Source organism: Pseudomonas sp. GW456-L12 (genome assembly GCF_059424045.1).
In genome coordinates, this window is the sequence record NZ_JBWKZA010000012.1 from 105,434 (window position 1) to 127,629 (window position 22,196).

Annotated in this window: 19 protein-coding genes; 9 read left to right on the plus strand and 10 right to left on the minus strand. The window is 62.6% G+C overall.

Going from position 1 to position 22,196, the window contains the following annotated elements; all coding sequences use genetic code 11:
* The first annotated feature begins 30 nt into the window (after positions 1-30).
* From AC07Y9_RS17085 to AC07Y9_RS17100, 4 genes are all read left to right on the plus strand, one after another.
* Positions 31-1,836, plus strand: coding sequence for a phenylacyl-CoA dehydrogenase (locus tag AC07Y9_RS17085; protein ID WP_007926069.1), 1,806 nt, complete (start codon positions 31-33; stop codon positions 1,834-1,836).
* Between the two features lie 218 nt (positions 1,837-2,054).
* A complete protein-coding gene (locus AC07Y9_RS17090) occupies positions 2,055-3,347 on the plus strand; it encodes a GGDEF domain-containing protein (protein WP_009045908.1) in 1,293 nt (430 codons plus the stop codon).
* Between the two features lie 90 nt (positions 3,348-3,437).
* Positions 3,438-5,234: an acyl-CoA dehydrogenase C-terminal domain-containing protein gene (locus AC07Y9_RS17095; protein WP_102679162.1), complete on the plus strand. Its 1,797-nt coding sequence runs from the start codon at positions 3,438-3,440 to the stop codon at positions 5,232-5,234.
* 201 nt (positions 5,235-5,435) lie between these two features.
* A complete protein-coding gene (locus AC07Y9_RS17100) occupies positions 5,436-7,214 on the plus strand; it encodes an acyl-CoA dehydrogenase C-terminal domain-containing protein (protein WP_102679163.1) in 1,779 nt (592 codons plus the stop codon).
* A 237-nt stretch (positions 7,215-7,451) separates the two neighbouring features.
* Here the strand turns inward: AC07Y9_RS17100 and AC07Y9_RS17105 are convergent, their stop codons facing one another.
* Positions 7,452-8,381, minus strand: coding sequence for a LysR family transcriptional regulator (locus AC07Y9_RS17105; protein WP_007926075.1), 930 nt, complete (start codon positions 8,379-8,381; stop codon positions 7,452-7,454).
* 102 nt (positions 8,382-8,483) lie between these two features.
* On the opposite strand from AC07Y9_RS17105, the gene AC07Y9_RS17110 reads away from it, so the two are divergent.
* The 5 genes from AC07Y9_RS17110 to AC07Y9_RS17130 all read left to right on the plus strand — a co-directional run bounded on the left by AC07Y9_RS17110 (position 8,484) and on the right by AC07Y9_RS17130 (position 11,703).
* Positions 8,484-9,182, plus strand: coding sequence for an MOSC domain-containing protein (locus AC07Y9_RS17110; RefSeq protein ID WP_102679164.1), 699 nt, complete (start codon positions 8,484-8,486; stop codon positions 9,180-9,182).
* On the plus strand, positions 9,179-10,462 hold the full coding sequence (locus tag AC07Y9_RS17115) for an aspartate aminotransferase family protein (protein WP_102679165.1): 1,284 nt from the start codon (positions 9,179-9,181) through the stop codon (positions 10,460-10,462). The genes AC07Y9_RS17110 and AC07Y9_RS17115 overlap by 4 nt, the downstream gene beginning before the upstream one ends.
* 280 nt (positions 10,463-10,742) lie before the next feature.
* Positions 10,743-11,114: a type II toxin-antitoxin system RelE/ParE family toxin gene (locus AC07Y9_RS17120; RefSeq protein ID WP_102679166.1), complete on the plus strand. Its 372-nt coding sequence runs from the start codon at positions 10,743-10,745 to the stop codon at positions 11,112-11,114.
* Positions 11,092-11,412 (plus strand): helix-turn-helix domain-containing protein, encoded by a 321-nt coding sequence (locus tag AC07Y9_RS17125; RefSeq protein WP_007926083.1) that lies wholly within the window; start codon positions 11,092-11,094, stop codon positions 11,410-11,412. Before AC07Y9_RS17120 ends, AC07Y9_RS17125 begins: the two co-directional genes overlap by 23 nt.
* Positions 11,413-11,544: 132 nt before the next feature.
* The gene (locus tag AC07Y9_RS17130) at positions 11,545-11,703 is read left to right on the plus strand and encodes a YqaE/Pmp3 family membrane protein (protein WP_003228885.1); all 159 of its coding nucleotides are present in this window, start codon (positions 11,545-11,547) and stop codon (positions 11,701-11,703) included.
* A 51-nt stretch (positions 11,704-11,754) separates the two neighbouring features.
* On the opposite strand, the gene AC07Y9_RS17135 is transcribed toward AC07Y9_RS17130, so the two are convergent.
* The 9 genes from AC07Y9_RS17135 to AC07Y9_RS17175 form a co-directional block, all read right to left on the minus strand.
* Positions 11,755-13,596 (minus strand): S9 family peptidase, encoded by a 1,842-nt coding sequence (locus tag AC07Y9_RS17135; RefSeq protein WP_102679167.1) that lies wholly within the window; start codon positions 13,594-13,596, stop codon positions 11,755-11,757.
* Positions 13,562-14,734: a pyrroloquinoline quinone biosynthesis protein PqqE gene (gene pqqE / locus AC07Y9_RS17140; protein ID WP_102679168.1), complete on the minus strand. Its 1,173-nt coding sequence runs from the start codon at positions 14,732-14,734 to the stop codon at positions 13,562-13,564. The genes AC07Y9_RS17135 and pqqE overlap by 35 nt, the downstream gene beginning before the upstream one ends.
* Positions 14,706-14,981, minus strand: a complete 276-nt coding sequence (gene pqqD, locus AC07Y9_RS17145; RefSeq protein ID WP_102679169.1) for a pyrroloquinoline quinone biosynthesis peptide chaperone PqqD — start codon at positions 14,979-14,981, stop codon at positions 14,706-14,708. The genes pqqE and pqqD overlap by 29 nt, the downstream gene beginning before the upstream one ends.
* Entirely contained in the window at positions 14,978-15,730 is a 753-nt protein-coding gene (gene pqqC, locus AC07Y9_RS17150) for a pyrroloquinoline-quinone synthase PqqC (protein ID WP_007926092.1), read from the minus strand. The genes pqqD and pqqC overlap by 4 nt, the downstream gene beginning before the upstream one ends.
* A 137-nt stretch (positions 15,731-15,867) precedes the next feature.
* A complete protein-coding gene (gene pqqB, locus AC07Y9_RS17155; protein WP_102679170.1) occupies positions 15,868-16,779 on the minus strand; it encodes a pyrroloquinoline quinone biosynthesis protein PqqB in 912 nt (303 codons plus the stop codon).
* Between the two features lie 71 nt (positions 16,780-16,850).
* Positions 16,851-16,925 (minus strand): pyrroloquinoline quinone precursor peptide PqqA, encoded by a 75-nt coding sequence (gene pqqA, locus AC07Y9_RS17160; protein ID WP_009045898.1) that lies wholly within the window; start codon positions 16,923-16,925, stop codon positions 16,851-16,853.
* Between the two features lie 177 nt (positions 16,926-17,102).
* Positions 17,103-19,544, minus strand: a complete 2,442-nt coding sequence (gene pqqF, locus AC07Y9_RS17165) for a pyrroloquinoline quinone biosynthesis protein PqqF (protein ID WP_102679171.1) — start codon at positions 19,542-19,544, stop codon at positions 17,103-17,105.
* A 48-nt stretch (positions 19,545-19,592) separates the two neighbouring features.
* Entirely contained in the window at positions 19,593-20,387 is a 795-nt protein-coding gene (locus AC07Y9_RS17170; RefSeq protein ID WP_102679172.1) for a carbon-nitrogen hydrolase family protein, read from the minus strand.
* Positions 20,388-20,494: 107 nt separating this feature from the next.
* Complete coding sequence (locus AC07Y9_RS17175) at positions 20,495-22,177, minus strand: flavin monoamine oxidase family protein (RefSeq protein ID WP_102679173.1); 1,683 nt, start codon at positions 22,175-22,177, stop codon at positions 20,495-20,497.
* Positions 22,178-22,196 lie beyond the last annotated feature (19 nt).

Genomic DNA, 22,196 nt, shown 5'->3' on the forward strand with positions numbered 1-22,196 from the left:
TCCCGGTTACATCAGCAGAGGTTTATCGCTATGCCTGACTACAAGGCCCCCTTGCGTGATATTCGCTTCGTTCGTGACGAGCTGCTCGGCTATGAAGCGCACTATCAGAGCCTGCCGGCTTGCCAGGACGCTACTCCAGACATGGTTGACGCCATCCTCGAGGAAGGCGCGAAGTTTTGTGAGCAGGTACTGGCCCCTCTGAACCGTGTGGGTGACCTGGAAGGCTGCACCTGGAGCGAGTCCGGCGTTAAGACCCCGACTGGCTTCAAAGAGGCCTACAAGCAATTTGTCGAAGGCGGCTGGCCAAGCCTGGCTCACGATGTCGAGCATGGTGGTCAAGGCCTGCCGGAGTCCCTGGGCCTGGCTGTCAGCGAAATGGTCGGCGAAGCCAACTGGTCTTGGGGCATGTACCCAGGCCTGTCCCATGGCGCGATGAACACCATCTCCGAACACGGCACGCCTGAGCAGCAAGAGGCTTACCTGACCAAGCTGGTATCCGGTGAGTGGACCGGCACTATGTGCCTGACCGAACCGCACTGCGGCACCGACCTGGGCATGCTGCGCACCAAGGCCGAACCTCAGGCCGACGGTTCCTACAAAGTTACCGGCACCAAGATCTTCATCTCGGCCGGTGAACACGACATGGCCGACAACATCGTCCATATCGTTCTGGCCCGCCTGCCGGATGCACCGGCTGGCACCAAAGGCATCTCGCTGTTCATCGTGCCGAAGTTCCTGCCGAACGCCGATGGCACTGTCGGCCAGCGCAACGCCGTGAGCTGCGGTTCCCTGGAACACAAGATGGGGATCCACGGTAACGCCACCTGCGTGATGAACTTCGACGCGGCCACCGGTTTCCTGATCGGCCCGGCGAACAAAGGCCTGAACTGCATGTTCACCTTCATGAACACCGCTCGCCTGGGCACCGCGCTGCAAGGCCTGGCCCACGCCGAGATCGGTTTCCAGGGCGGCCTGAAATACGCTCGCGATCGTCTGCAAATGCGTTCCCTGACTGGCCCCAAAGCGCCGGACAAGGCCGCCGACCCGATCATCGTGCACCCTGACGTACGCCGCATGCTGTTGACCATGAAGGCTTTCGCCGAAGGCAACCGGGCCATGGTCTACTTCACCGCCAAGCAGGTCGACATCGTCAAGTATGGCGTGGACGAAGAAGAAAAGAAGAAAGCCGACGCACTGCTGGCCTTCATGACTCCGATCGCCAAGGCCTTCATGACCGAAGTCGGTTTCGAATCCGCCAACCACGGAGTGCAGATCTACGGTGGCCACGGTTTCATCGCCGAGTGGGGCATGGAGCAGAACGTTCGCGATAGCCGCATTTCCATGCTGTACGAAGGCACCACCGGCATCCAGGCGCTGGACTTGCTGGGCCGTAAAGTGCTGATGACTCAAGGCGAAGCCCTGAAAGGCTTCACCAAGATCGTCCACAAGTTCTGCCAGAGCAACGAAGGCAACGAGTCGGTCAAAGAGTTCGTCGCACCGCTGGCTGCACTGAACAAGGAATGGGGCGAGCTGACCATGAAGGTCGGTATGGCGGCCATGAAAGATCGTGAAGAAGTCGGTGCCGCGTCCGTGGATTACCTGATGTATTCCGGTTATGCCTGCCTGGCTTACTTCTGGGCCGACATGGCACGCCTGGCTGCCGAGAAGCTGGCTGCCGGCACCACCGAAGAGGCGTTCTACACCGCCAAGCTGCAGACCGCGCGCTTCTACTTCCAGCGTATCCTGCCGCGTACCCGCACTCACGTTGCGGCGATGCTGTCGGGTGCCAACAACCTGATGGACATGAAAGAGGAAGATTTCGGCCTGGCTTACTAAGCCCTACCGGCATCTCTTCAGAGGCCGCTTCTCCTTCGGGAGAAGCGGCTTTTTTGTGCGCGGGATGAATCTGAAAATAATCCGACTAAAACGTTAAGAAGAAGCCGATCCCTGCCGTTACAGAAGTGGCAATGTGACATGCATCACATTTGTGCTGTTTAACCATGCCAGGTGAAGGCATAGTGCCATCTACTGTTTAACCGCGTCGGAGCTTTACCTTGCCGCGTTCTTCTGCTGTACGTTTCAGCCATTTTCTACCGTCATTGTTACTTTTGCTTGCGGGGCTCGCGGCTGCCTACGTCAAGGATCTCAACGTTTTCTTCACCTCGCTGTTCAACGTCTTGCCGACCCTGGTGCTGTTGCTCGGCGGCGCTTATTGCGCGGTGTACCGGCGCCAGCGTGAACTGTTCCTGATGGTCACGGTGTACATCGCCTATTTCCTGCTCGATACCCAGACCGACTATTACCGTGACAACGGCAAGGTCCGCGAGGATGCGGCCGTGGTGTTCCACTTGGTCTGCTTGCTGCTGCCGCTGCTGTTCGGCCTGTTTGCGGCCTGGCAGGAGCGTACCCACCTGTTCCAGGACATGGTGGCGCGCTTTGCCGTATTACTCGCCTTTGGCAGCGTGGCGCTGGGCCTGGAGCAGAGTTATCCCCAGGCGCTGCTGGCCTGGCTGGCGGAAATCCGTTGGCCGGCCCTGCATGGCGCCTGGATGAGCCTGATCCAGTTGTCGTACCCGGTGTTTATCGCCGCCTTCCTGTTGCTGGCGATCCAGTACTGGCGTAATCCACGCCCGCTGCATGCGGCGCAGCTGGTGGGGCTGCTGGGCCTGTTCTGGATGCTGCCCAAGACCTTCATCCTGCCGTTCACCCTGAACATCATGTGCAGCCAGGTGATGCTGATGATCGCCGCGGCCGTTGCCCATGAGGCGTATCAGATGGCTTTCCGCGACGAGCTGACCGGCTTGCCGGGGCGCCGCGCCTTGAACGAGCGCATGCAGCGCCTGGGCCGCAACTATGTGCTGGCGATGAGTGACGTCGATCACTTCAAGAAATTCAACGACACCCACGGCCACGATGTGGGCGACCAGGTGCTGCGCCTGGTGGCCAGCAAACTGTCGAAAGTCAGTGGCGGTGGTCGTGCCTACCGTTATGGCGGCGAGGAGTTTGCGGTGGTGTTCGCCGGCAAGACCCTCGAGGAATGCATGCCGCACCTGGAGGTCATTCGCGAGACCATCGCCAACTACAACATCCAGTTGCGCAATCAGGAGAACCGGCCCCAGGACGACCAGCAGGGTCGTCAGCGCCGGGGTGCGGCCGCGGCGTCCAGCGTATCGGTGACCGTCAGTATCGGCGTCGCCGAGCGGCAGATGGAGCACCGCTCGCCCGAGGAGGTGCTCAAGTCTGCCGACCAGGCGCTGTACAGCGCCAAGGGCGCGGGGCGTAACTGCGTCATGGCCTTCGGTCAGAACCGCCGTGGCGCGGTGCGCATGGACACCGCTGCGGGTTGAGTGATAGCGGCGCATTCAGCGTCTGGACTGTGATTGGCAGGTCGGATGAGCGGCAGTAGGTTGGATTGATCTGCTGCCGGAGAAACGACCATGCCCGAGTACAAAGCTCCCCTGCGCGACATGCGCTTTTTGATCGATCACGTCTTCGACTTTCACACCAGCTATGCCGCCCTGGGGGCCATCGATGCCAGCCCGGACATGGTGGCCGCGATCCTCGAAGAAGGGGCGAAATTCTGTGAAAACGTGCTGGCGCCGTTGAACCGCCCGGGCGATGAAGAGGGCTGCCATTTCGACAATGGCGTGGTTACTACGCCAAAAGGCTTCAAGCAGGCTTTCGCCCAGTATGTAGAAGGCGGCTGGCACGGCCTGGCGGCGGACCCGAACTACGGAGGCCAGGGCCTGCCGCATTCGCTGGGGCTGGTGATCAGCGAAATGGTTGGCTCCAGCAACACTTCCTGGGGCATGTACCCGGGCCTGACCCACGGCGCCATGTCGGCGATTCACGCCCATGGCAGCGAAGAGCAGAAGCTGACCTACCTGAGCAAGCTCACCGCCGGCCAATGGACCGGCACCATGTGCCTGACCGAAGCCCATTGCGGCACCGACCTGGGCATCATCAAGACCCGCGCCGTGCCCCAGGCCGACGGCAGCTATGCGGTCTCCGGCAGCAAGATCTTCATTTCTGCCGGCGAGCACGACATGAGTGAAAACATCATCCACCTGGTGCTGGCCAAGCTGCCGGATGCGCCGGCCGGTACCAAGGGCATTTCGCTGTTTATCGTGCCCAAGTTTTTGCCCAACGCCGATGGCGAGGCGGGTGAGCGCAATGGTGTGAGCTGCGGTTCCATCGAACACAAGATGGGCATCAAGGCTTCGGCCACCTGCGTGCTCAACTTCGATGGCGCCAAGGGATTCCTGATCGGTGAGGCCAACAAGGGCCTGAATTGCATGTTCACCATGATGAACCACGCGCGCCTCGGTACCGGGATGCAGGGGCTGTGCCTGGGCGAGGCAAGCTTCCAGGGCGCAATCAAGTACGCCAACGACCGTCTGCAGATGCGCTCCCTTACCGGGCCGAAGGCGCCGGACAAGGCCGCCGACCCGATCATTGTCCACCCCGATGTGCGGCGCATGCTGCTGACCATGAAGGCCTTCAACGAAGGTAATCGCGCCCTGGCCTATTTCACCGCGCAGTTGCTGGATGTGGCGCACCTGGCCGCCGACGAGACCCAGCGCCAGGATGCCGAGAACCTGCTGGCTTTCCTGACACCGATCTGCAAGGCCTTCATGACTGAAACCGGGCTGGAGGTGACCAACCACGGTATGCAGGTGTTTGGCGGGCATGGCTTCATTCGCGAATGGGGCATGGAGCAACTGGTGCGCGACTGCCGCATCGCCCCGATCTATGAAGGCACCAACGGCATCCAGGCCCTGGACCTGCTGGGACGCAAGGTGCTTGGCAGCCAGGGCAAGTTGCTGACGGGTTTCACCAAGATCGTCCACAAATTCTGCGCGGCCAATGCCGAGCATCCACAACTCAAGAGTTATGTGACGCAACTCGACGGGCTCAACCGGCAGTGGGGCGTGCTGACCACCAAGGTCGGGATGGCGGCGATGAAGAACCCCGACGAAGTCGGCGCCGCGGCGCTGGATTACCTGATGTACAGCGGTTACATCATCCTCGCCTACCTGTGGCTGCGCATGGCGCTGGTGGCCCAGGCCCGGCTCGACGCCGGTGAAGAGGATGCCGATTATTGCCAGGCCAAGCTGGCGACCTGCGAGTTCTACTTCAAGCGCTTGCTGCCGCGTACCGCGGCCCATCTGGCGGCGATCGAGGCGGGCAGTGACTGCCTGATGAAGTTGCCGGCGGAGCTGTTTGCGCTCTAGGTTTTCATGTAATCGTCCATTGCGGGCAAGCCTGCTCCTGCAGATATTTGCGGGAGTGAGTTTGCTCGTGATTTTTGGTGACTAAAAATTACATTAAAGTCATGAGTTGACCCTATGTGTCGCAAAAGTTGTTCGGGTACACTCGAGCTTTCGTAACTGGGGCCGTTCGGGTCCACTTGTTTAGATCTTGCGAGGTTTGCCATGGCTGACTACAAAGCGCCCCTGCGCGATATGCGCTTCGTCCTCAATGAAGTTTTCGAGGTCGCCAAACTCTGGGCCGAACTGCCTGCTCTGGCCGACACCGTCGACGCTGAAACCGTCGAAGCGATTCTTGAGGAAGCCGGCAAAGTCACCGGCAAAAGTATCGCCCCGCTGAGCCGCGGCGCTGACGAAGAGGGTTGTCACTGGAGCGACGGCGCGGTGACCACGCCAGCAGGTTTTCCACAGGCCTATCAGACTTACGCCGAAGGCGGCTGGGTTGGCGTCGGCGGCGATCCAGCCTACGGCGGCATGGGCATGCCCAAGGCGGTATCGGCCCAGGTCGAGGAAATGGTCAACTCGGCCAGCCTGTCGTTTGGTCTGTACCCGATGCTGACCGCGGGCGCCTGCCTGTCGATCAATGCCCACGCCAGCGAAGAATTGAAGGCGGCCTACCTGCCGAACATGTATGCAGGCGTCTGGGCCGGCTCCATGTGCCTCACCGAGCCGCATGCCGGTACCGACCTGGGCATCATTCGCACCAAGGCCGAGCCGCAGGCCGACGGCTCCTACAAGGTCAGCGGCACCAAGATCTTCATTACCGGCGGTGAGCACGACCTGACCGAGAACATCATCCACCTGGTGCTGGCCAAGCTACCGGACGCACCGGCGGGGCCGAAGGGCATTTCGTTGTTCCTGGTGCCGAAGTTCCTGGTCAACACCGACGGCAGCCTGGGCGCGCGCAACCCGGCCAACTGTGGTTCGATCGAACACAAGATGGGTATCCAGGCCTCGGCGACCTGCGTGATGAACTTTGACGAAGCCGTCGGTTACATCGTCGGTGAGCCGAACAAGGGCCTGGCGGCAATGTTCACCATGATGAACTACGAGCGTCTGGGCGTCGGTATCCAAGGCCTGGCCTCGGGCGAGCGTTCCTATCAGAACGCCGTGGAATACGCCCGCGATCGCCTGCAAAGCCGTTCGCCGACCGGCCCGCAAGCCAAGGACAAGGTCGCTGACCCGATCATCGTGCACCCCGACGTGCGCCGCATGCTGCTGACCATGAAAGCCGCGAACGAAGGCGGCCGCGCGTTCTCCACCTATGTGGCGATGCAACTGGATACCGCCAAGTTCAGCGAAGATGCGCTGGTGCGTAAGCGCGCGGAAGATCTGGTGGCCCTGCTGACGCCGGTGGCCAAGGCCTTCCTCACCGACCTGGGGTTGGAAACCACGATTCACGGCCAGCAGGTTTTCGGCGGCCACGGCTACATCCGTGAATGGGGCCAGGAGCAGCTGGTGCGCGATGTGCGCATTACGCAGATCTATGAAGGCACCAACGGCATCCAGGCGCTGGACCTGGTCGGGCGCAAGATCGTTGGCAGCGGCGGGGCGTTCTACAAGCTGTTCGCTGACGAGATTCGCCATTTCACCGCGACCGCCAGCGCCGATCTGGCCGAGTTCACCAAGCCGTTGAACGACGCACTGGATAACCTGGACGAACTGACTGCCTGGCTGCTGGATCGGGCCAAGACCAATCCGAACGAAATCGGCGCGGCCTCGGTCGAATACCTGCAAGCATTCGGATACACGGCGTACGCCTACATGTGGGCGTTGATGGCAAAAGCCGCCCTGGGCAAGGAGTCGCAAGACGATTTCTACGCCAGCAAGCTGGGTACCGCGCGCTTCTACTTCGCCCGTCTGTTGCCGCGTATTCACTCGCTGAGCGCATCGGTGAAGGCGGGTAGTGAGTCACTGTTCCTGTTGGATGCGGCGCAGTTCTGAGCATGGCTACGTCATGTAAGCATTCTCTTACATGACGTGCTGCTAATCACCCATATCGGCAGATTGGATCCAGAGCTAATCTACTTCACATGGACGTCGCGCAGGAAGCGCAAAGCAATAACACGGACACGTAGGATTCCGCCAGGATGGTGGAGTGAAAAGGATGTCAGGGAAACAGTCTGCAAAGCCCCGCTTCGGCGGGGTTTTCTTTTGCCCGCGTTTTTTATCTGCGCTGCTTCAACCCAGCCCTTCCAGCGTCACCGGGCCTGTCATCCGCCCATCTGGACCGCTCATCTCTTCTTCCAGCAAGGTTCGCAGCAATTCCAGGGTTGCCTGCTGACGCTGCACATCACGACATACCAGCCCCACTTTCAACGGCACCCTCGGTTCGCTCAGCGGTTTCCATAACAGGTCCGTATGGCTGTGGGTCTGCCGCGAGCGCCCCGGCAGGACCGTCGCCAGGCGGGTGTTGGGCAAGCTGTCGAGAATCCCCGCCATATTGTTCAGTTCCGCCTGTACCTGCGGCCGGCGTCCGAGGTTGGCCAGTTGCGCCTGCCAGATCTGGCGTATCTGGAACTCCTCGCCCAACAACAGCATGGGCAGCTCCGCGGCCTGGCTCATGGAGACCTTCTTGAATTCGCGCAGGGGATGTTCGGCAGGAATCACCAGGGTCAACTCGTCTTCGTAGAGCTGCACGCCATGCAACCCTGGCTGGCGCGGCGGCAGATAACTGATGCCGATATCCAATGAGCCATTGAGCAGGCGCCGTTCGATTTCCAGGCCGGTCAGTTCGTAGATCTGCACCACCAGATGCGGCTGGGCCTTGCGCACCCGCTCAAGCATTTGCGGCACCAGGCTGCTGTGCACGGTTTGCAGTACGCCGATCGCCAGCGTGCGCAGGGCCTGGCCCTTGAAGTTGCCCAGGGCTTCACGAGCCCGTTGCATGCCGTCGAGCAAGGGCAGGGCATGGTTGTACAGGGTATGGGCCGCCAGGGTCGGCAACAGGCGCTTGCTGCTGCGCTCGAACAGGCTGACATCGAGGTTCTGTTCCAGCTGACGGATCTGTTGCGAGAGCGCCGGTTGAGAGATCGACAGGCGTTCGGCGGCTCGTCCCACGTGACCTTCTTCATACACCGCGACGAAATAACGCAGTTGTTTAAAATCCATAAGTTCTGCTTATCGAAAAAGCTGGAAAATCGAAATGGCCCGATAGGCTGCAGAGGCCTAGTCTAACCCCTATTCACAGGGCTTACAGGGCCAGAAGGCGAGATGAATACCGTTTACGTGGATGGTGTTTACATAGGCAAGGCAAAAAACCTCGGACAGGGTTTGATCAGTGATACGGACAAACGTCCGGTTGCAAACCGACTCTGGTTATGGCCGCAGGGCCTGGGCAGCGACGAACACGGCGACCCGCGCTTTCATACCGGCCCGGAGCGGGCGCTGCACCATTACCCCGCCGAACACTACAGCTACTGGCGCAAACGTTATCCACAGGTCGACTGGTGTGCCCCGGCCTTTGGCGAAAACCTGTCTACCCACGGCCTGACCGAGGAACAGGTCTGCCTCGGCGATATGTTCCGCTGGGGCGGCGCGCTGCTGCAGGTCAGCCAGCCGCGTTCGCCCTGTTATCGCCTGAGCCACCGCTGGGGCATCCCCGACCTGCCGCAACAGGCGCAAAACAATGGTCGCTGCGGCTGGTTCTACCGGGTGCTCAAACCCGGTTTCGTCAGTGCCGATCAGCCCTTCGAGCTGATCCAGCGCAGTTACCCGGGGTTGACCGTGGCCTGGGCCTTGCGCTGTTTTTATCGAGAACCTCTGGAGCATGCGGGCTTGAAGAAACTGGTGGACTGTCCGGCACTGGCGTCGCGTTGGCGCGACATCGCGATCAAGCGCATGCGCACCGGCCTGATCGAGGATTGGTCCGCGCGCCTGCTGGGCCTGCCGCTGCAGGGGTTGAGCGCATGAACCTGTTTAGCCTGCGCCGCCCTCAGCCGAGCCTTGATGATCTGGCGGCCGAGCCCTGCCTGTCGCCGATGAGCGACAACCTTTCCAGTGAGTGCCTGATGCCCAGCGTCCAGCGACCCCACCCAGTGTTTGTACGTGGCCAGGGCTCATGGCTGTGGGACAGCGATGACCGCGCCTATCTCGACTTCGTCCAGGGCAACGCCGCCAACAGCCTTGGCCATAGCCCGTCGGCGCTGGTCAAGGCGCTGACGGCCCAAGCCCAGTCGTTGATCAACCCCGGCCCGGGCTTTTACAACCGCGGCATGCTCAACCTCAGCGAGCGCTTGTGCCGCAGCACCGGCAGCGACCAGGCCTATCTGCTGAGCAGTGGCAGCGAAGCCTGCGAGGCGGCGATCAAGCTGGCCCGTAAATGGGGTCAGCTGTATCGCGGTGGGGCCGCGAAGATCATCACTGCCAGCGGCAGCTGTCATGGTCGCGGCTTCGCGGCAATGTCGGCGTCGGCAAGCCCCCATATCGCCAATCGTTTCGAGCCACAGCTGTCGGGTTTCAGTCATGTTCCCTTCAATGACCTGCCAGCCTTGCATGCCGCGGTGGACGCGCAGACCGTGGCGATCATGCTCGAGCCGATCCAGGGCGAGGCCGGGGTGATTCCGGCGACCGAGCATTACCTCAAGGGGGTCGAGCGCCTGTGCCGCGAGCTGGGCATCCTGCTGATCCTGGATGAAGTGCAAACCGGCATCGGCCGCTGCGGCACCTTGCTGGCCGAACAACTCTATGGCGTGCGCGCCGACATCGTGGCCCTGGGCAAAGGCCTCGGTGGTGGCGTGCCCTTGGCGGCCTTGCTGGCGCGTGGCAAGGCCTGTTGCTTCGAGGTGGGTGAGCTGAATGGCACCCATCATGGCAATGCGCTGATGACCGCCGCGGGCCTGGCGGTGCTCGATAGCGTACTGGACAGCAGCTTTCTCGAGCATGTGCGGGACAACGGCCAGTACTTGCGCGAAGGGTTGGCCCGCCTGGCGAATCGTTATGCCCAGGGAGAACTGCGTGGGCAGGGATTGTTCTGGGGGCTGAGCCTGGCCGACGACTCGGCCGAGGCCGTGGTCAAGGCGGCCCGCTACGAAGGTCTGTTGCTGGCCGCAACCCAACCGGATTGCCTGCGTTTTACCCCGGCGTTGACGGTGAGCAAGGCCAACATCGACGAAATGCTGCTGCGTCTGGCGAGGGCCTTTTCGCGAGTACGCACCGCGCAGTTGCAATGCCGCAAGGGGCTGGTGGTTTGAGGCCTGGCCTGGTCCCGCCACACCCGATCTTGCACTGACAGAAATTCCCGAACCGTCTCGCGGTATAACGCATCGCCCCGTGTCCGATCTTTCGCACGGGGCGTTTTTTTGTCTCGGGCTTTTGCAAAACCGCCATCGGGCCTTGAAGGCCATCATCCAGGCAAGGTTCCTTAGGCTCATCCACCAGGACGGTGGGGGCTGCTGCTGGGGCGCAAGACCACCGGGCAGCTTGGGTTGATTATATATACCACTGAGTGGTATGTTTTTGGGAAGGGAAGCCATGACCATCAGGTTGTTCAAAACCAAAGGTTTTGCTGTCGCGGCTAAAAAAGCCTTGATCCATGATGACCAGTTGCTGGCCGCATTCAGCGAGTTATGCAAAGGCCAGGCTGATGACCTGGGTGGCGGGGTCTGGAAAAAACGCCTGAACGCCAACCGCCATCGTTCGATCGTCCTGGCCAGGGGCCGGCGTTACTGGGTGTTCCAGTTCCTGTTCGCCAAGCAGGACCAGAGCAATATCAGCCACCAGGAACTGCAGGCATTCCGCGCGCTGGCCAAGGCCTACGAAGGACTGGATGGCTGGCAGGTCCAGCAGCTACTCGAGATGAAAGCGTTTGTGGAGATCAGACATGAGCAAGCCGTTCAAGACTGAAGCCCTTGAATCGATACACGAGTCGGCCAGTGCCCTGCACGCCATCGGCGCCATCGGCAAAACCACCATGCGCCAGTTCGATGAGGCGTGTATCGCGCCAGTACCGGCGAATATTCCGGCGGAGCAGATCAAGCTGCTGCGCGAGCGTAGTAACGTCAGCCAGCCGGTCTTTGCCCGCTACCTGAACACCAGCGCGTCCACGGTGAAGCAGTGGGAATCCGGCGAGAAGCACCCGAGCGGCATGGCGTTGAAACTGCTGAGCATCGTGCAGAAGCACGGCCTTGAAATACTGGCGTGAGCCGGCACTGAAACACCGCCCGGCCTGGGGATAAAAACTGGCCCTTGGCCAGAATCGATTGAACCCTGCCGAACGCCATGGGTCGATTAGCGGTGAGGCTCGTACGAGTCGATTGCTATCAGGAGCTGCCCCATGGACTTTATCCGCATCATCATCGCCATTCTGTTACCGCCATTGGGTGTGTTCCTGCAAGTGGGGTTCGGCGGCGCGTTCTGGCTGAATATCCTGCTGACCCTGTGCGGCTACATTCCGGGCATCGTGCATGCGGTGTACATCATCGCCAAGCGCTGAGCCTGGCGCCCGCTCCGCAGAGGAGCGGGCTTGTCCCCCCTTGGACGGCGATTATTCCGGTGCGTCCGTCTGTTCCATTACCTGCCGATAAAACAGCCATTCCTGTTCCAGGGCGTGAGCCTGATTGGCGGCCTTGCGAAAACCGTGGCGTTCGTCCGGGTAATAGTGCGCTTCGGCCGCAATGCCGTCGTCTTGTAACGCCTTGAGCATGTCCCGGGTCTGCTGGGGCACTACCACGGCATCGAGTTCACCCTGGAAGAAAACCACCGGCACGCGGATATTGCCGGCATGCAACAGCGGGGTGCGGGCCTTGTAGCGTTCGGCATCCTGTTCGGGGTCGCCGATCAGCCAGTCCAGGTAATCGCCTTCGAACTTGTGGGTGTCTCGCGCCAAGGCCACGGGGTCGCTGACGCCATACAGGCTGGCGCCGGCACGGAACACATCGGCGAAGGCCAGGGCGCAAAGGGTGGTGTAGCCGCCGGCGCTGCCACCGCGGATGAACGCCCGGCCGCCATCGATCAGGCCTTGTCGGGCCAGATACGCGACCACCGCACAGGCGTCCTCCACATCCACTTCGCCCCAGCTCAGGTGCAGGGCTTGCCGGTACTCGCGGCCATAGCCGGTGCTGCCGCGATAGTTCAGGTCGGCCACGGCGAACCCCCGTTGCGCCCAGTACTGGATACGCGGGTCGAGTATCGGATAACAGGCGGAGGTGGGGCCGCCGTGGATGAACACCACCAGCGGCGGCCGGTCGTCATCGCTCATGGCCGGGTAGAAAAAGCCGTGGGCCTCGCCCTGGCCGCTGGGGTAGCGCAGGGTTTGCGGACGGCTGATCTGCTCGGGCAGCAGGGGCGCCACGCCGCCAGCCAGGACCTTGACCTGCTGCGATTGGCGGTCAATGGCGATCACCGCGGACGGACTCACAGGTGACGCCGCGATGCAGTAGATAAACCGTTCATCCAGCGCCAGGTTGCGGAAGCGGCTGTAGTCGCCGCTGAAGTCCTGTTGCTCACCCTCGGCCAGGCGCAGCCCCAAGCGGCCAAAGCCGGCTTGCGTCCAGGTACCCAGCCAGCTGTCGCCGCCCAGCGGCAGCCAGGTGCAGCAGCCCAATTGCCAGGGCGCCGGGGCGTGATCGGCGGCGGCGCAGGGCAGCGCCTGCAGGCCGTTAGGGGTTTCACCCCAGGGTTGCCAGAACCCGGCGCGGTCGGTCAGGCAATACAGGCGGCCGTTGTCATCGAAGCGCGGCTGTTGCAGCGACTCTTCCGCGCGGTCACCAGCCAGGCACCGAGGGTCATCCCAGCGGCCGTTGGCCAGGCGCTCGGCGACCATCAGGCGGGTCGAGGTCCAGGGCTGATGCGGTCGATCCCATTCGATCCATGCCAGGCGCTGGCCGTCCGGGCTCAAGGTGGGAGCCGCGTAGAAGTCCGCCCCTTCGGCTAGCAGTTGGCGTTTCCTGTTACCCAGGTCGATGGCCACCAGGCAATGCCGGTTGTTGTGCTCTTCCACTGCCAGCACCTGGCCGGCGGCGAACTGCAGGTCGCCATAACGGCACTCGCCGCAGGTCAGGGCTACCGGCGCTTCGCCTTGCAGGGACTGTCGGTAGAGCTGCTGGTCCGCCTCGTTGACGAATACCAGCCCGTCATCGCTCAGGCAAAATGCGCCGCCGCCGTATTCATAGACCCGGCTGCGCACGCTGAAGCCTTGTGGCGTCAGGCAGCGGGCCTGGTTGTCGCGCCAGTGCCAGATCCGGCAAGCGGCATCTTCGGGGCGGTATTCGTTCCAGAACAGGCCATTGGCACCGAGCCGCAGCTCGGTGAAATCGATGCCGGCGGCGACGGCTTGGGCGGCGCTGAAGGATTCAGCTCTTGGCGATGAGGCGCGAGTTTCGTTCATTACGGAAGGCCAGTTGTTCGATGGTCTGAGTGGCGTGCTCGGCTTCTTCGCGGGCCTTGAGGATCACGCCGTGATGGTGCGACTTGCTGCATACCGGGTCGGCATTGCTGGCATCGCCCGTGAGCATGAAGGCCTGGCAGCGGCAGCCGCCGAAGTCCTTTTCCTTTTCATCGCAGGAGCGGCACGGCTCGGGCATCCAGTCGTAGCCGCGGAAGCGGTTGAAGCCGAAGGAGTCGTACCAGATGTGCTGCATGCTGTGGTCGCGTACATTGGGGAATTGCACGGGCAGTTGCCGGGCGCCGTGGCAGGGCAGGGCGGTGCCGTCCGGCGTGACCGTGAGGAAGATGCTGCCCCAGCCGTTCATGCAGGCTTTCGGGCGTTCCTCGTAGTAATCCGGGGTGACGAAAATCAGTTTGCACGGATGCCCTTCGGCTTCCAGCCTGGCGCGGTATTCGTTGGTGATGCGTTCGGCGCGTACCAGTTGTTCCTTGGTCGGCAGCAGGCCGACGCGGTTGAGCTGGGCCCAGCCGTAGAACTGGCAGGTGGCGAGCTCGACAAAGTCGGCTTCCAGGGCGATGCACAGTTCGATGATGCGGTCGATTCGATCGATGTTGTGCCGATGGGTGACGAAGTTCAGCACCATCGGGTAGCCGTGGGCTTTCACCGCCCGGGCCATTTCCAGCTTCTGGGCGAAGGCTTTCTTCGAGCCGGCCAACAGGTTGTTCACCTGCTCGTCGCTGGCCTGGAAACTGATCTGGATATGGTCGAGCCCGGCCTTCTTGAAGTCGCTGATCTTCTGCTCGGTCAGGCCGATGCCGGAGGTGATCAGGTTGGTGTAGAAACCCAACTTGCGCGCCTCGCCGATCAGCTCGGCGAGGTCCTGGCGCACCAGCGGTTCGCCACCGGAAAAGCCCAGCTGCGCGGCGCCCATCTCCCGGGCTTCGCGAAACACCTTGAGCCACTGCTCGGTGCTCAGCTCCTTGCCCTGCTCGGCGAAATCCAGCGGGTTGGAGCAGTACGGGCATTGCAGCGGGCAGCGGTAGGTCAGCTCGGCCAGCAGCCACAGCGGCAGGCCGACTTCCGGCTTGGGCGGTATCGGCGCTGGCGAATCAGCCAAGTTCGATCCAGTGCTGTGCACGGGCGACCTCCATGAATTGCTCGATGTCGTCACCGAGTTCGGGCACGTCGGGGAACTGGACTTGCAGCGTCTGGATGATCGCCGCGACATCCCGTTCGCCGTCGATCAACCCGCTGATCAGCGCGGCGCTCTCGTTGAGCTTGATCATGCCTTCAGGGTAGAGCAGTACATGGCCCTTCTGCGCCGGTTCGTACTGGAAGCGGTAGCCGGGACGCCAGGTCGGGGTCTTGCTGCGATCGAAGCTCATAGGGTGATTCCTTTATGCCAGACCCGTTCTGTGGTGACGCTGTGATACGGCGGACGATTGAGTTCATAGGCCATGCTCATGGCGTCGAGCATGCTCCAAAGGATGTCCAGTTTGAACTGGAGAATTTCCAGCATGCGCTCCTGGCCGGCGCGAGTGGTGTAGTGCTGCAGGGTGATCGCCAGCCCGTGCTCGACATCGCGCCGCGCCTGGCCCAGGCGGGTGCGGAAGTATTCATAGCCGGCCGGGTCGATCCATGGGTAATGCTGGGGCCAGCTGTCGAGACGCGACTGGTGGATCTGCGGCGCGAACAACTCAGTCAGCGAGCTGCTGGCGGCCTCCTGCCAGCTGGCGCGGCGGGCGAAGTTGACGTAGGCGTCGACGGCGAAACGCACGCCCGGCAGCACCAGCTCTTGCGAGCGCAGCTGGTCCGGGTCGAGACCGACCGCTTGCCCCAGGCGCAACCAGGCCTCGATGCCACCGTCTTCGCCGGGGGCGCCATCGTGGTCCAGCAGGCGCTGAATCCACTCGCGACGAATTTCCCGATCCGGGCAGTTGGCGAGAATCGCCGCGTCCTTGAGCGGGATGTTCACCTGGTAGTAGAAGCGGTTGGCAACCCAGCCCTGGATCTGCTCGCGGGTCGCCCGGCCCTGGTACATCGCCACATGATATGGGTGGTGGATGTGGTAATAGGCGCCCTTGGCCCGCAGGGCTTGCTCGAATTCGGCGGGGGACATTGCTGTGTCAGTCATTGCGGTTCTCCGCAGGGAGGTCCTGGATCTGTGGTGTCTATTCTGGACTTATCGCGAGCAAGCTCGCTCCTACAGGACAGCGCAATCTTTTGTAGGAGCGAGCTTGCTCGCGATAGACCGCGAAGCGGTCCCGGCAATTACAGCTCGATACTCATGCCGTCGTAAGCCACTTCAACGTTACGCCGCGCCAGCTCCGCGCGTTCGGCGGAATCCTCGTCGAGGATCGGGTTGGTGTTGTTGATGTGGATAAGAATCTTGCGCTGCTCTGGCAACTGCTCCAGCACTTCCAGCATGCCGCCAGGGCCGTTCTGCGCCAGGTGGCCCATTTCCCGCCCGGTCCGGGTGCCGACGCCGCGACGCTGCATCTCGTCGTCTTCCCACAGGGTGCCGTCCACCAGCAGGCAATCGCTGCCGCTCATGATTTCCAGCAACGCCGCGTCGACCTTGCCCAGCCCCGGGGCGTAGAACAGCTTGCCGCCGGTGCGCAGGTCTTCGACGATCAGGCCGATGTTATCGCCCGGGTGCGGGTCGAAGCGATGGGGCGAATAGGGCGGCGCGGCGCTGCGCAGCGGCAGCGGGCTGAAGCGCAGGTTCGGGCAGGCCGGGATGGTGAAGCTCCGTTCGAGCTCGATGCGGTTCCAGTCCAGCCCGCCGTTCCAGTGGGTGAGCATGGTGAACAGCGGGAAACCGCTGCTGAGGTCTTCGTGGACCATGTCGGTGCACCAGACCTGATGCGGGCAGCCTTCGCGCAGGCTGAGCAGGCCGGTGGTGTGGTCGATCTGGCTGTCCATCAGGATGATTGCGCTGATCCCGGTGTCGCGCAGGGCGCGGCCCGGTTGCATCGGGGCGAAGCCCTGGAGCTGGGCGCGGATGTCCGGCGAGGCGTTGCACAGGACCCAGTTCACGCCGTCATCGGAAATGGCGATCGACGATTGGGTGCGAGCCTTTGCCCGCAGGCTGCCGTCGCGAAAGCCCGCGCAGTTCGCGCAGTTGCAGTTCCACTGCGGAAAACCGCCACCGGCGGCGGAACCTAGAATCTGGACAAACATGGCCGCTCCATCAGGTTAAGGCTGAAAATAAAAACGCCCCGGCGAGCCGAGGCGTTGCACTGCGCGAGCAATCAACGGCTGGCGAAGTACATGGTGACTTCAAAGCCGATACGCAGGTCGGTGTAAGCCGGTTTGGACCAGGACATAGAGGTGCTCCTTCAGGTGGGTGGGACGGTTGAGATCTATACATATAGTCCACCTCCAACCGGAGATGTTCAGATGCTTAGGGGGCTATCTTACTAAATTCCCCCCGGGGAATGACTGCAATTGTTGAAGAAAGCTCGTTGCAGCCAGGGTAACGATCATTTTCCCGCTTGCCAGGGTTAGCCCGGGCAGGCACCGCTGGCCAGGCAGAGCCAGCCGCCTTGCGCCTGCTGCAACTGTTCGGCCGCAAGCAACAGCTGCGCTCGGGACGCCGCCATGATTTCCTGTTGCAATTGCTCCAGGTAATCCGACGGATGGCCGGCCAGTCGGCCCTGCCAGAGCAGCTCGGCCAGTTGTGCCACGGGCAATGCACGGGCATCGAACTGGGCGGCCAGGTTAGCTTTCAAGTCGTCCAGGGAGGCGTCATCCAGTGCCGCGATCAACTCGGGCAACTGCGCCAGGAACGCCCGGATATGCTCGAGGATCTCGCTCAGTGACGCGCTAGGAGACTGCACGCCGAACAGCAGGCCGGTCTGGCCATTGATCTGCCGCACACCGCTGAACACCGCATAGCCCAGTTGCAACTCGACCCGCAGGCGCTGATAGAACGGCATCTGGCCAAGCTGCCCCAGCAGCCGCCAGCTGGCTTCCTGCTGAAGGGTGGTGTCCGCTGCCGGGCAAAACAGCAGCAGGGCCTGCTCGCCGGAGCCGGTTGCGACCTCATGCCAGTGCTGCTGCGCGGCTATAGAGAGTGGCGCTGACAGCTGGCTGTCGGCGGTGCCCGGGGCTTTGCTCAATGCCGCGCCGATCGCGCTTTGGGCATGGCCCAGGCCGATGGCCAGGCCGTCCCAGCGGGCGCCCTCCCACAGCGTTTGCCAGCCTTGTTCGTCCAGTGGATGCGGCTCCTCGCTGGCGGGTATGTCCAGGCAGCGCTCGGGCAGTTCCTGGAGCAATTGGCGGATCGGCAACAGCGGCGCGGGAGCAGTTGGGGGGATTTGCCAGAACGCCGCGCTGGGTTCGCTCAGTTCCAGCAGAGCCTGCTGGAGCATGGCCGGCATCGGTTCGGGAAGTCCCTTCAGTGTCAGCAAACACTGGTTACCCGAGACACCGAAGGACAGCTCGACGCCCGCCTGAAGTCCGTCGTCCCGCAGGTTGCGCAGGTGGTTTTGCAAGCGGCTGCGCAGCTCCTGCGGCAACACGCTTTGCAGGCGCCAGCGCAAGTACAGGGCCGCCTCGCCAGCGTCGTCGGCGATGGCTTGGCTGAAGGTCATCGCCGAGGATTCGCGACGCTGTCGCAAGCGATCCTGGGCGAAGGTGCGCAAGCCGCGGTGGGCGCTGGTTTGCCCGCGAATCAGGCCGGCCCGGGCGGTTGGCGCCGAGCTGCGCAGGAACGGATTGGACGCAGGCAGTTGCCAGCCGATGCCGCTGGCTGCCGACGGGGCTTGAAGTTGCGACAGCAGGGCTTTGAGGGCCGTGACGCCGCGGTCGGACAGCTGCGGTTCCAACTGCTCGTTATTCAGTCTTGCCAACGCCAGTGCGCTGGCGACCTGGCGTTGGCGCTGTTGCAGCAGGGCGTATTCGTCGCGCAATGCCGGCCAGTCGTCCTGGTTGCTGAAAAACGCCAGCCAATCGAAGAACAACTCACTCACTTGCTCCGGCTGTTGGGCGCCTTGCTCGGTCAAGTCGAACTGGATATGCAGCAGCGCCTGGCCGGCAAACTGATACAGCGGCGCGGCCTTCAACCCTTCGACCAGCTTGCGCTCCTTGAGCGTGGCCAGCAGCCCGCCGGATTTGCCGCAGGCCAGCCAGGTGCAGAGAAAATCCAGCGCTTCGCGGGCGGCCGTGGGCAGTTGCTCGCAGGCGAACAGCAGGTTCAGGTGGCGTCCGTCGAGCTGCTGATAATGCTGCTGTGCAGACGTCAGCAAGGGCACCGGGGCTGCTTGCGGTTGCGCTTTACCGACGGCGAGGACGGCGCCAAAACCCTGGGCCAGGGCTTTCAGCTCTTCCAGGGATTGGGGGCCGGCCAGGCTCAGGGACATTTGCCCGCTGTGGTAGTGAGCCTGATAGAAGGCCTGCAACGCCTGTTGAAACGCCGGGCGCGGCACGTTGAGGCTGTAGCGATTGCCGGCGTGGAACGCCCGCAGGGGATGCTCCGCGGACAGGCCGTCGAGCAAGGCCAATTGCCGTTGCGCCGCGGCATCCCGCGACCAGGCGATGAACTCCGCGTGCAGCACCTCGCGCTCGCGCAACTGGTCTTCCTGGCTCATGCGCGGGTGGGTGAGCATGTCGGCCAGGCGCTCCAGCCCGCCGGCGAAATCCGCGGGGGGCAGTTCGAAGAAGAAGTCGGTGTGGCGTTCGCCGGTGCTGGCGTTCACCTGGCCGCCGTGGCGTTGCACATAGGCCATCAGGCCCTGTTGCGCGGGAAAACGCTCGGTGCCGAGAAACAGCAGGTGTTCGAGAAAGTGCGCCAGCCCGGGCCAGGCCAGCGGTACGTCGTGACTGCCGGCCGAGACCCGCAGGGTCGCCGCGCAGCGTTTCAATCGAGGGACGTGGTGCAGTGAAACCCGCAGGCCGTTGGCCAGGGTTTCCCGATGAGGCAGAGGGTGGTTCAGCGCGGGCATGAGCACTTCCAGAACAGTGAAGCGCCCATGCTAGCGGATAACCCCGGATCAGCGCTTGTTCAGGTCGTCGTAAAGCTCCGGGCGACGGTCATGGAAGTAGCGGTTGGCGGCGCGGGAATCGAGCATCAACTGACGGTCCAGCGTGCCGGTTATCAGGGCTTCATCCAGCCCTGCGAGGGCAATCCGCTGGCCGTCGGGGGCGGCGATGCTGCTCTGGCCACAGTAGTGGATCTCGTCTTCGTGGCCGCAGTAGTTGGCGTAAGCCACATAACATTGGTTTTCGAAGGCACGCGAACGCACGGTGACATCGGCGATGAAGTCGTAGGGCAGCATGTTGGCGGTGGGTACCAGAATCAGCTCGGCCCCGGCCAGCGCCAGGCGCCTGGCGTTCTCCGGGAACTCGATGTCGTAGCAGATCAGGAAACCGAGCTTCCAGCCGTTGAGTTCCACCAGGGGGAAATCGTCTGGACCTGCGCTGAACATCGAGCGGTCGAGATCGCCGAACAGGTGGGTCTTGCGGTAATTGCACAGGCGTTGGCCGTTGCGGTCGATCAGTTGCACGGCGTTGTAGATCTGGCCGTCGTCGGCGCGTTCCGGGTAGCCATACAGGATCGCGATGCCCGCCGACTGGGCGACATTGGCGATGTATTGTGCCGATGGGCCATCCTGGGCCTCGGCCAGGGCGCCCACCGCCTCGACACCGATGTTGTAGCCGCTCAAGAACATCTCCGGCAGCACCAGCATGTCGGCGCCGGAAGCTTCCACGGCGACTTTCTGCAGGCGTTGCAGGTTGCCGGCGACATCCAGCGGTTGTGGGGCACATTGATAAAGCGCTACACGCATGGCGATGACTCCTCTGTGCGCTGGACTGTCACTGTAGCCGTTGCCGCGGGCTGCTCAAAGGCCACGAGCGTTGCGCTCGATCGCAGCCTGCGGCAGCGGCTACAGGTTCAGTCGGCCAGGGCGATGGGGCCGATTTCGTGGAACACGTCGCCCGGTCCCGGGTTTTCGGCGTGGGTCTGCCCGCCGAAGTGCTTCATGATGCCCCAGACCGCGTTGAGCGAGGTCTGTACCGCGCCCTCGACCCAGGCCGGAGTCCAGGACACATCGTCGCCGGCAATGAAGATACCGCGCTGCTCGGCGGGCAGGTCGTCCTGCATGAAGTGCGCGTACATGCGCTGGTTATAGCGGTAGTGGCCGGGCAGCGCGCCCTTGAACGCGCCGAGGAAGTGCGGATCGGCCTCCCAGGAGACAGTGATCGGATCGCCGATGATGCGCCCGGCGATATCGACTTTCGGGTAGATCTTCTTCAGCGCATCGAGGGCCAGCTTGACCCGTTTTTCCACTGGGTGCGGCAGCATCTTCAGGGCGTCGCTCATCCACGAATAGGACAGGCAGATGACCCCCGGCTTGTTGTCGCCGTTATCGAACAGGTAGGTGCCGCGAGTCAGGCGGTCGGTGAGGGTCATGCTCATCAGGTCGCGACCGGTTTCCGGATCCTTGTCCTTCCAGAACGGCCGGTCGACCATGACGAAGGTCTTCGACGATTGCATGTAGCGGGTGCGGTCCAGGGCCATCCACATCTTCTGCGAGAACAGCGATTCTTCGCATTCGATCTGGGTGGTCAGCAGCCAGCTCTGGCAGGTGGTCAGCACTGCTGCGTATTCGCGGGTATCGCCCCAGTTGTCGGTGACGCTGAAGCGGCCATCGGCGGCACGGGCGATGCGTTTCACCCCGGGACGCGGCGCGCCATGGTGCAGCGAGCTGAGGCTGGTGCCTTGCGGCCAGTGGGCGCAGCGCTCCGGCACATGGCGCCAGATGCCCAGTGGCACCTGCTCGACACCGCCGACCACCAGGTGCTGGTGATCGTCGCAGTTGGTCATCACCACACGGAAGATTTCTAGCATCGAATTGGGGAAGTCCGAATCCCAGCCGCCGGTGCCGAAACCGACCTGGCCGAACACTTCGCGGTGATGGAACGACAGCTTGGCGAAGGCCTTCGAGGTGGCGACGAAGTCATAGAAGGTGCGGTCGTCCCACAGCGGCACCAGGGTGTTCCACAGTTCCTTGAGGCGCGGCACGTCGCGGTCGCGAATGGCCTGCTGGATTTCGCCGAAGCGCGAACCGTCTTCCAGGGCATCGGCCCAGGCGTCGGCTACTTCCTGGAACAGCGCCGGCAGGTCGGCGAGCTTCTGCGCGTAGTGAGTCTGGCCTTCGAGGTCGATCACCGTGCTGCCGGAAGCCGGGGTCAGCGGGTTGGGAAAGGGCTTGGTCTCCAGACCCAGCTTGTCGACGTAGTGATAGAAGGCCGTGGAGGACACCGGAAAGCGCATGCCGCCCAGTTCGGCAATGATCCCTTCGGCGCCTTCGAACGCCTGGGAACGCAGCCGGCCGCCCATTTTCGAGGCTTCGTACACCACGGGCTTGAGGCCCAGCTTCATCAGCTCGTAGGCCGCCACCAGCCCGGCGATACCGGCCCCGACAATCGCCACTTCGGCGCCATGGTTGGCTTCGGGGATGCTGCCCAGGCCGGCGGGGTGCTCGATCCAGTCGTCGAAGGCGAACGGGAAGTCCGGGCCGAAAATGGTGATGGGTTTCTTACCGTCTGCAGGATGGCGATTGTTCTTGTTCATGGCTGACCTTGCTGGCGAC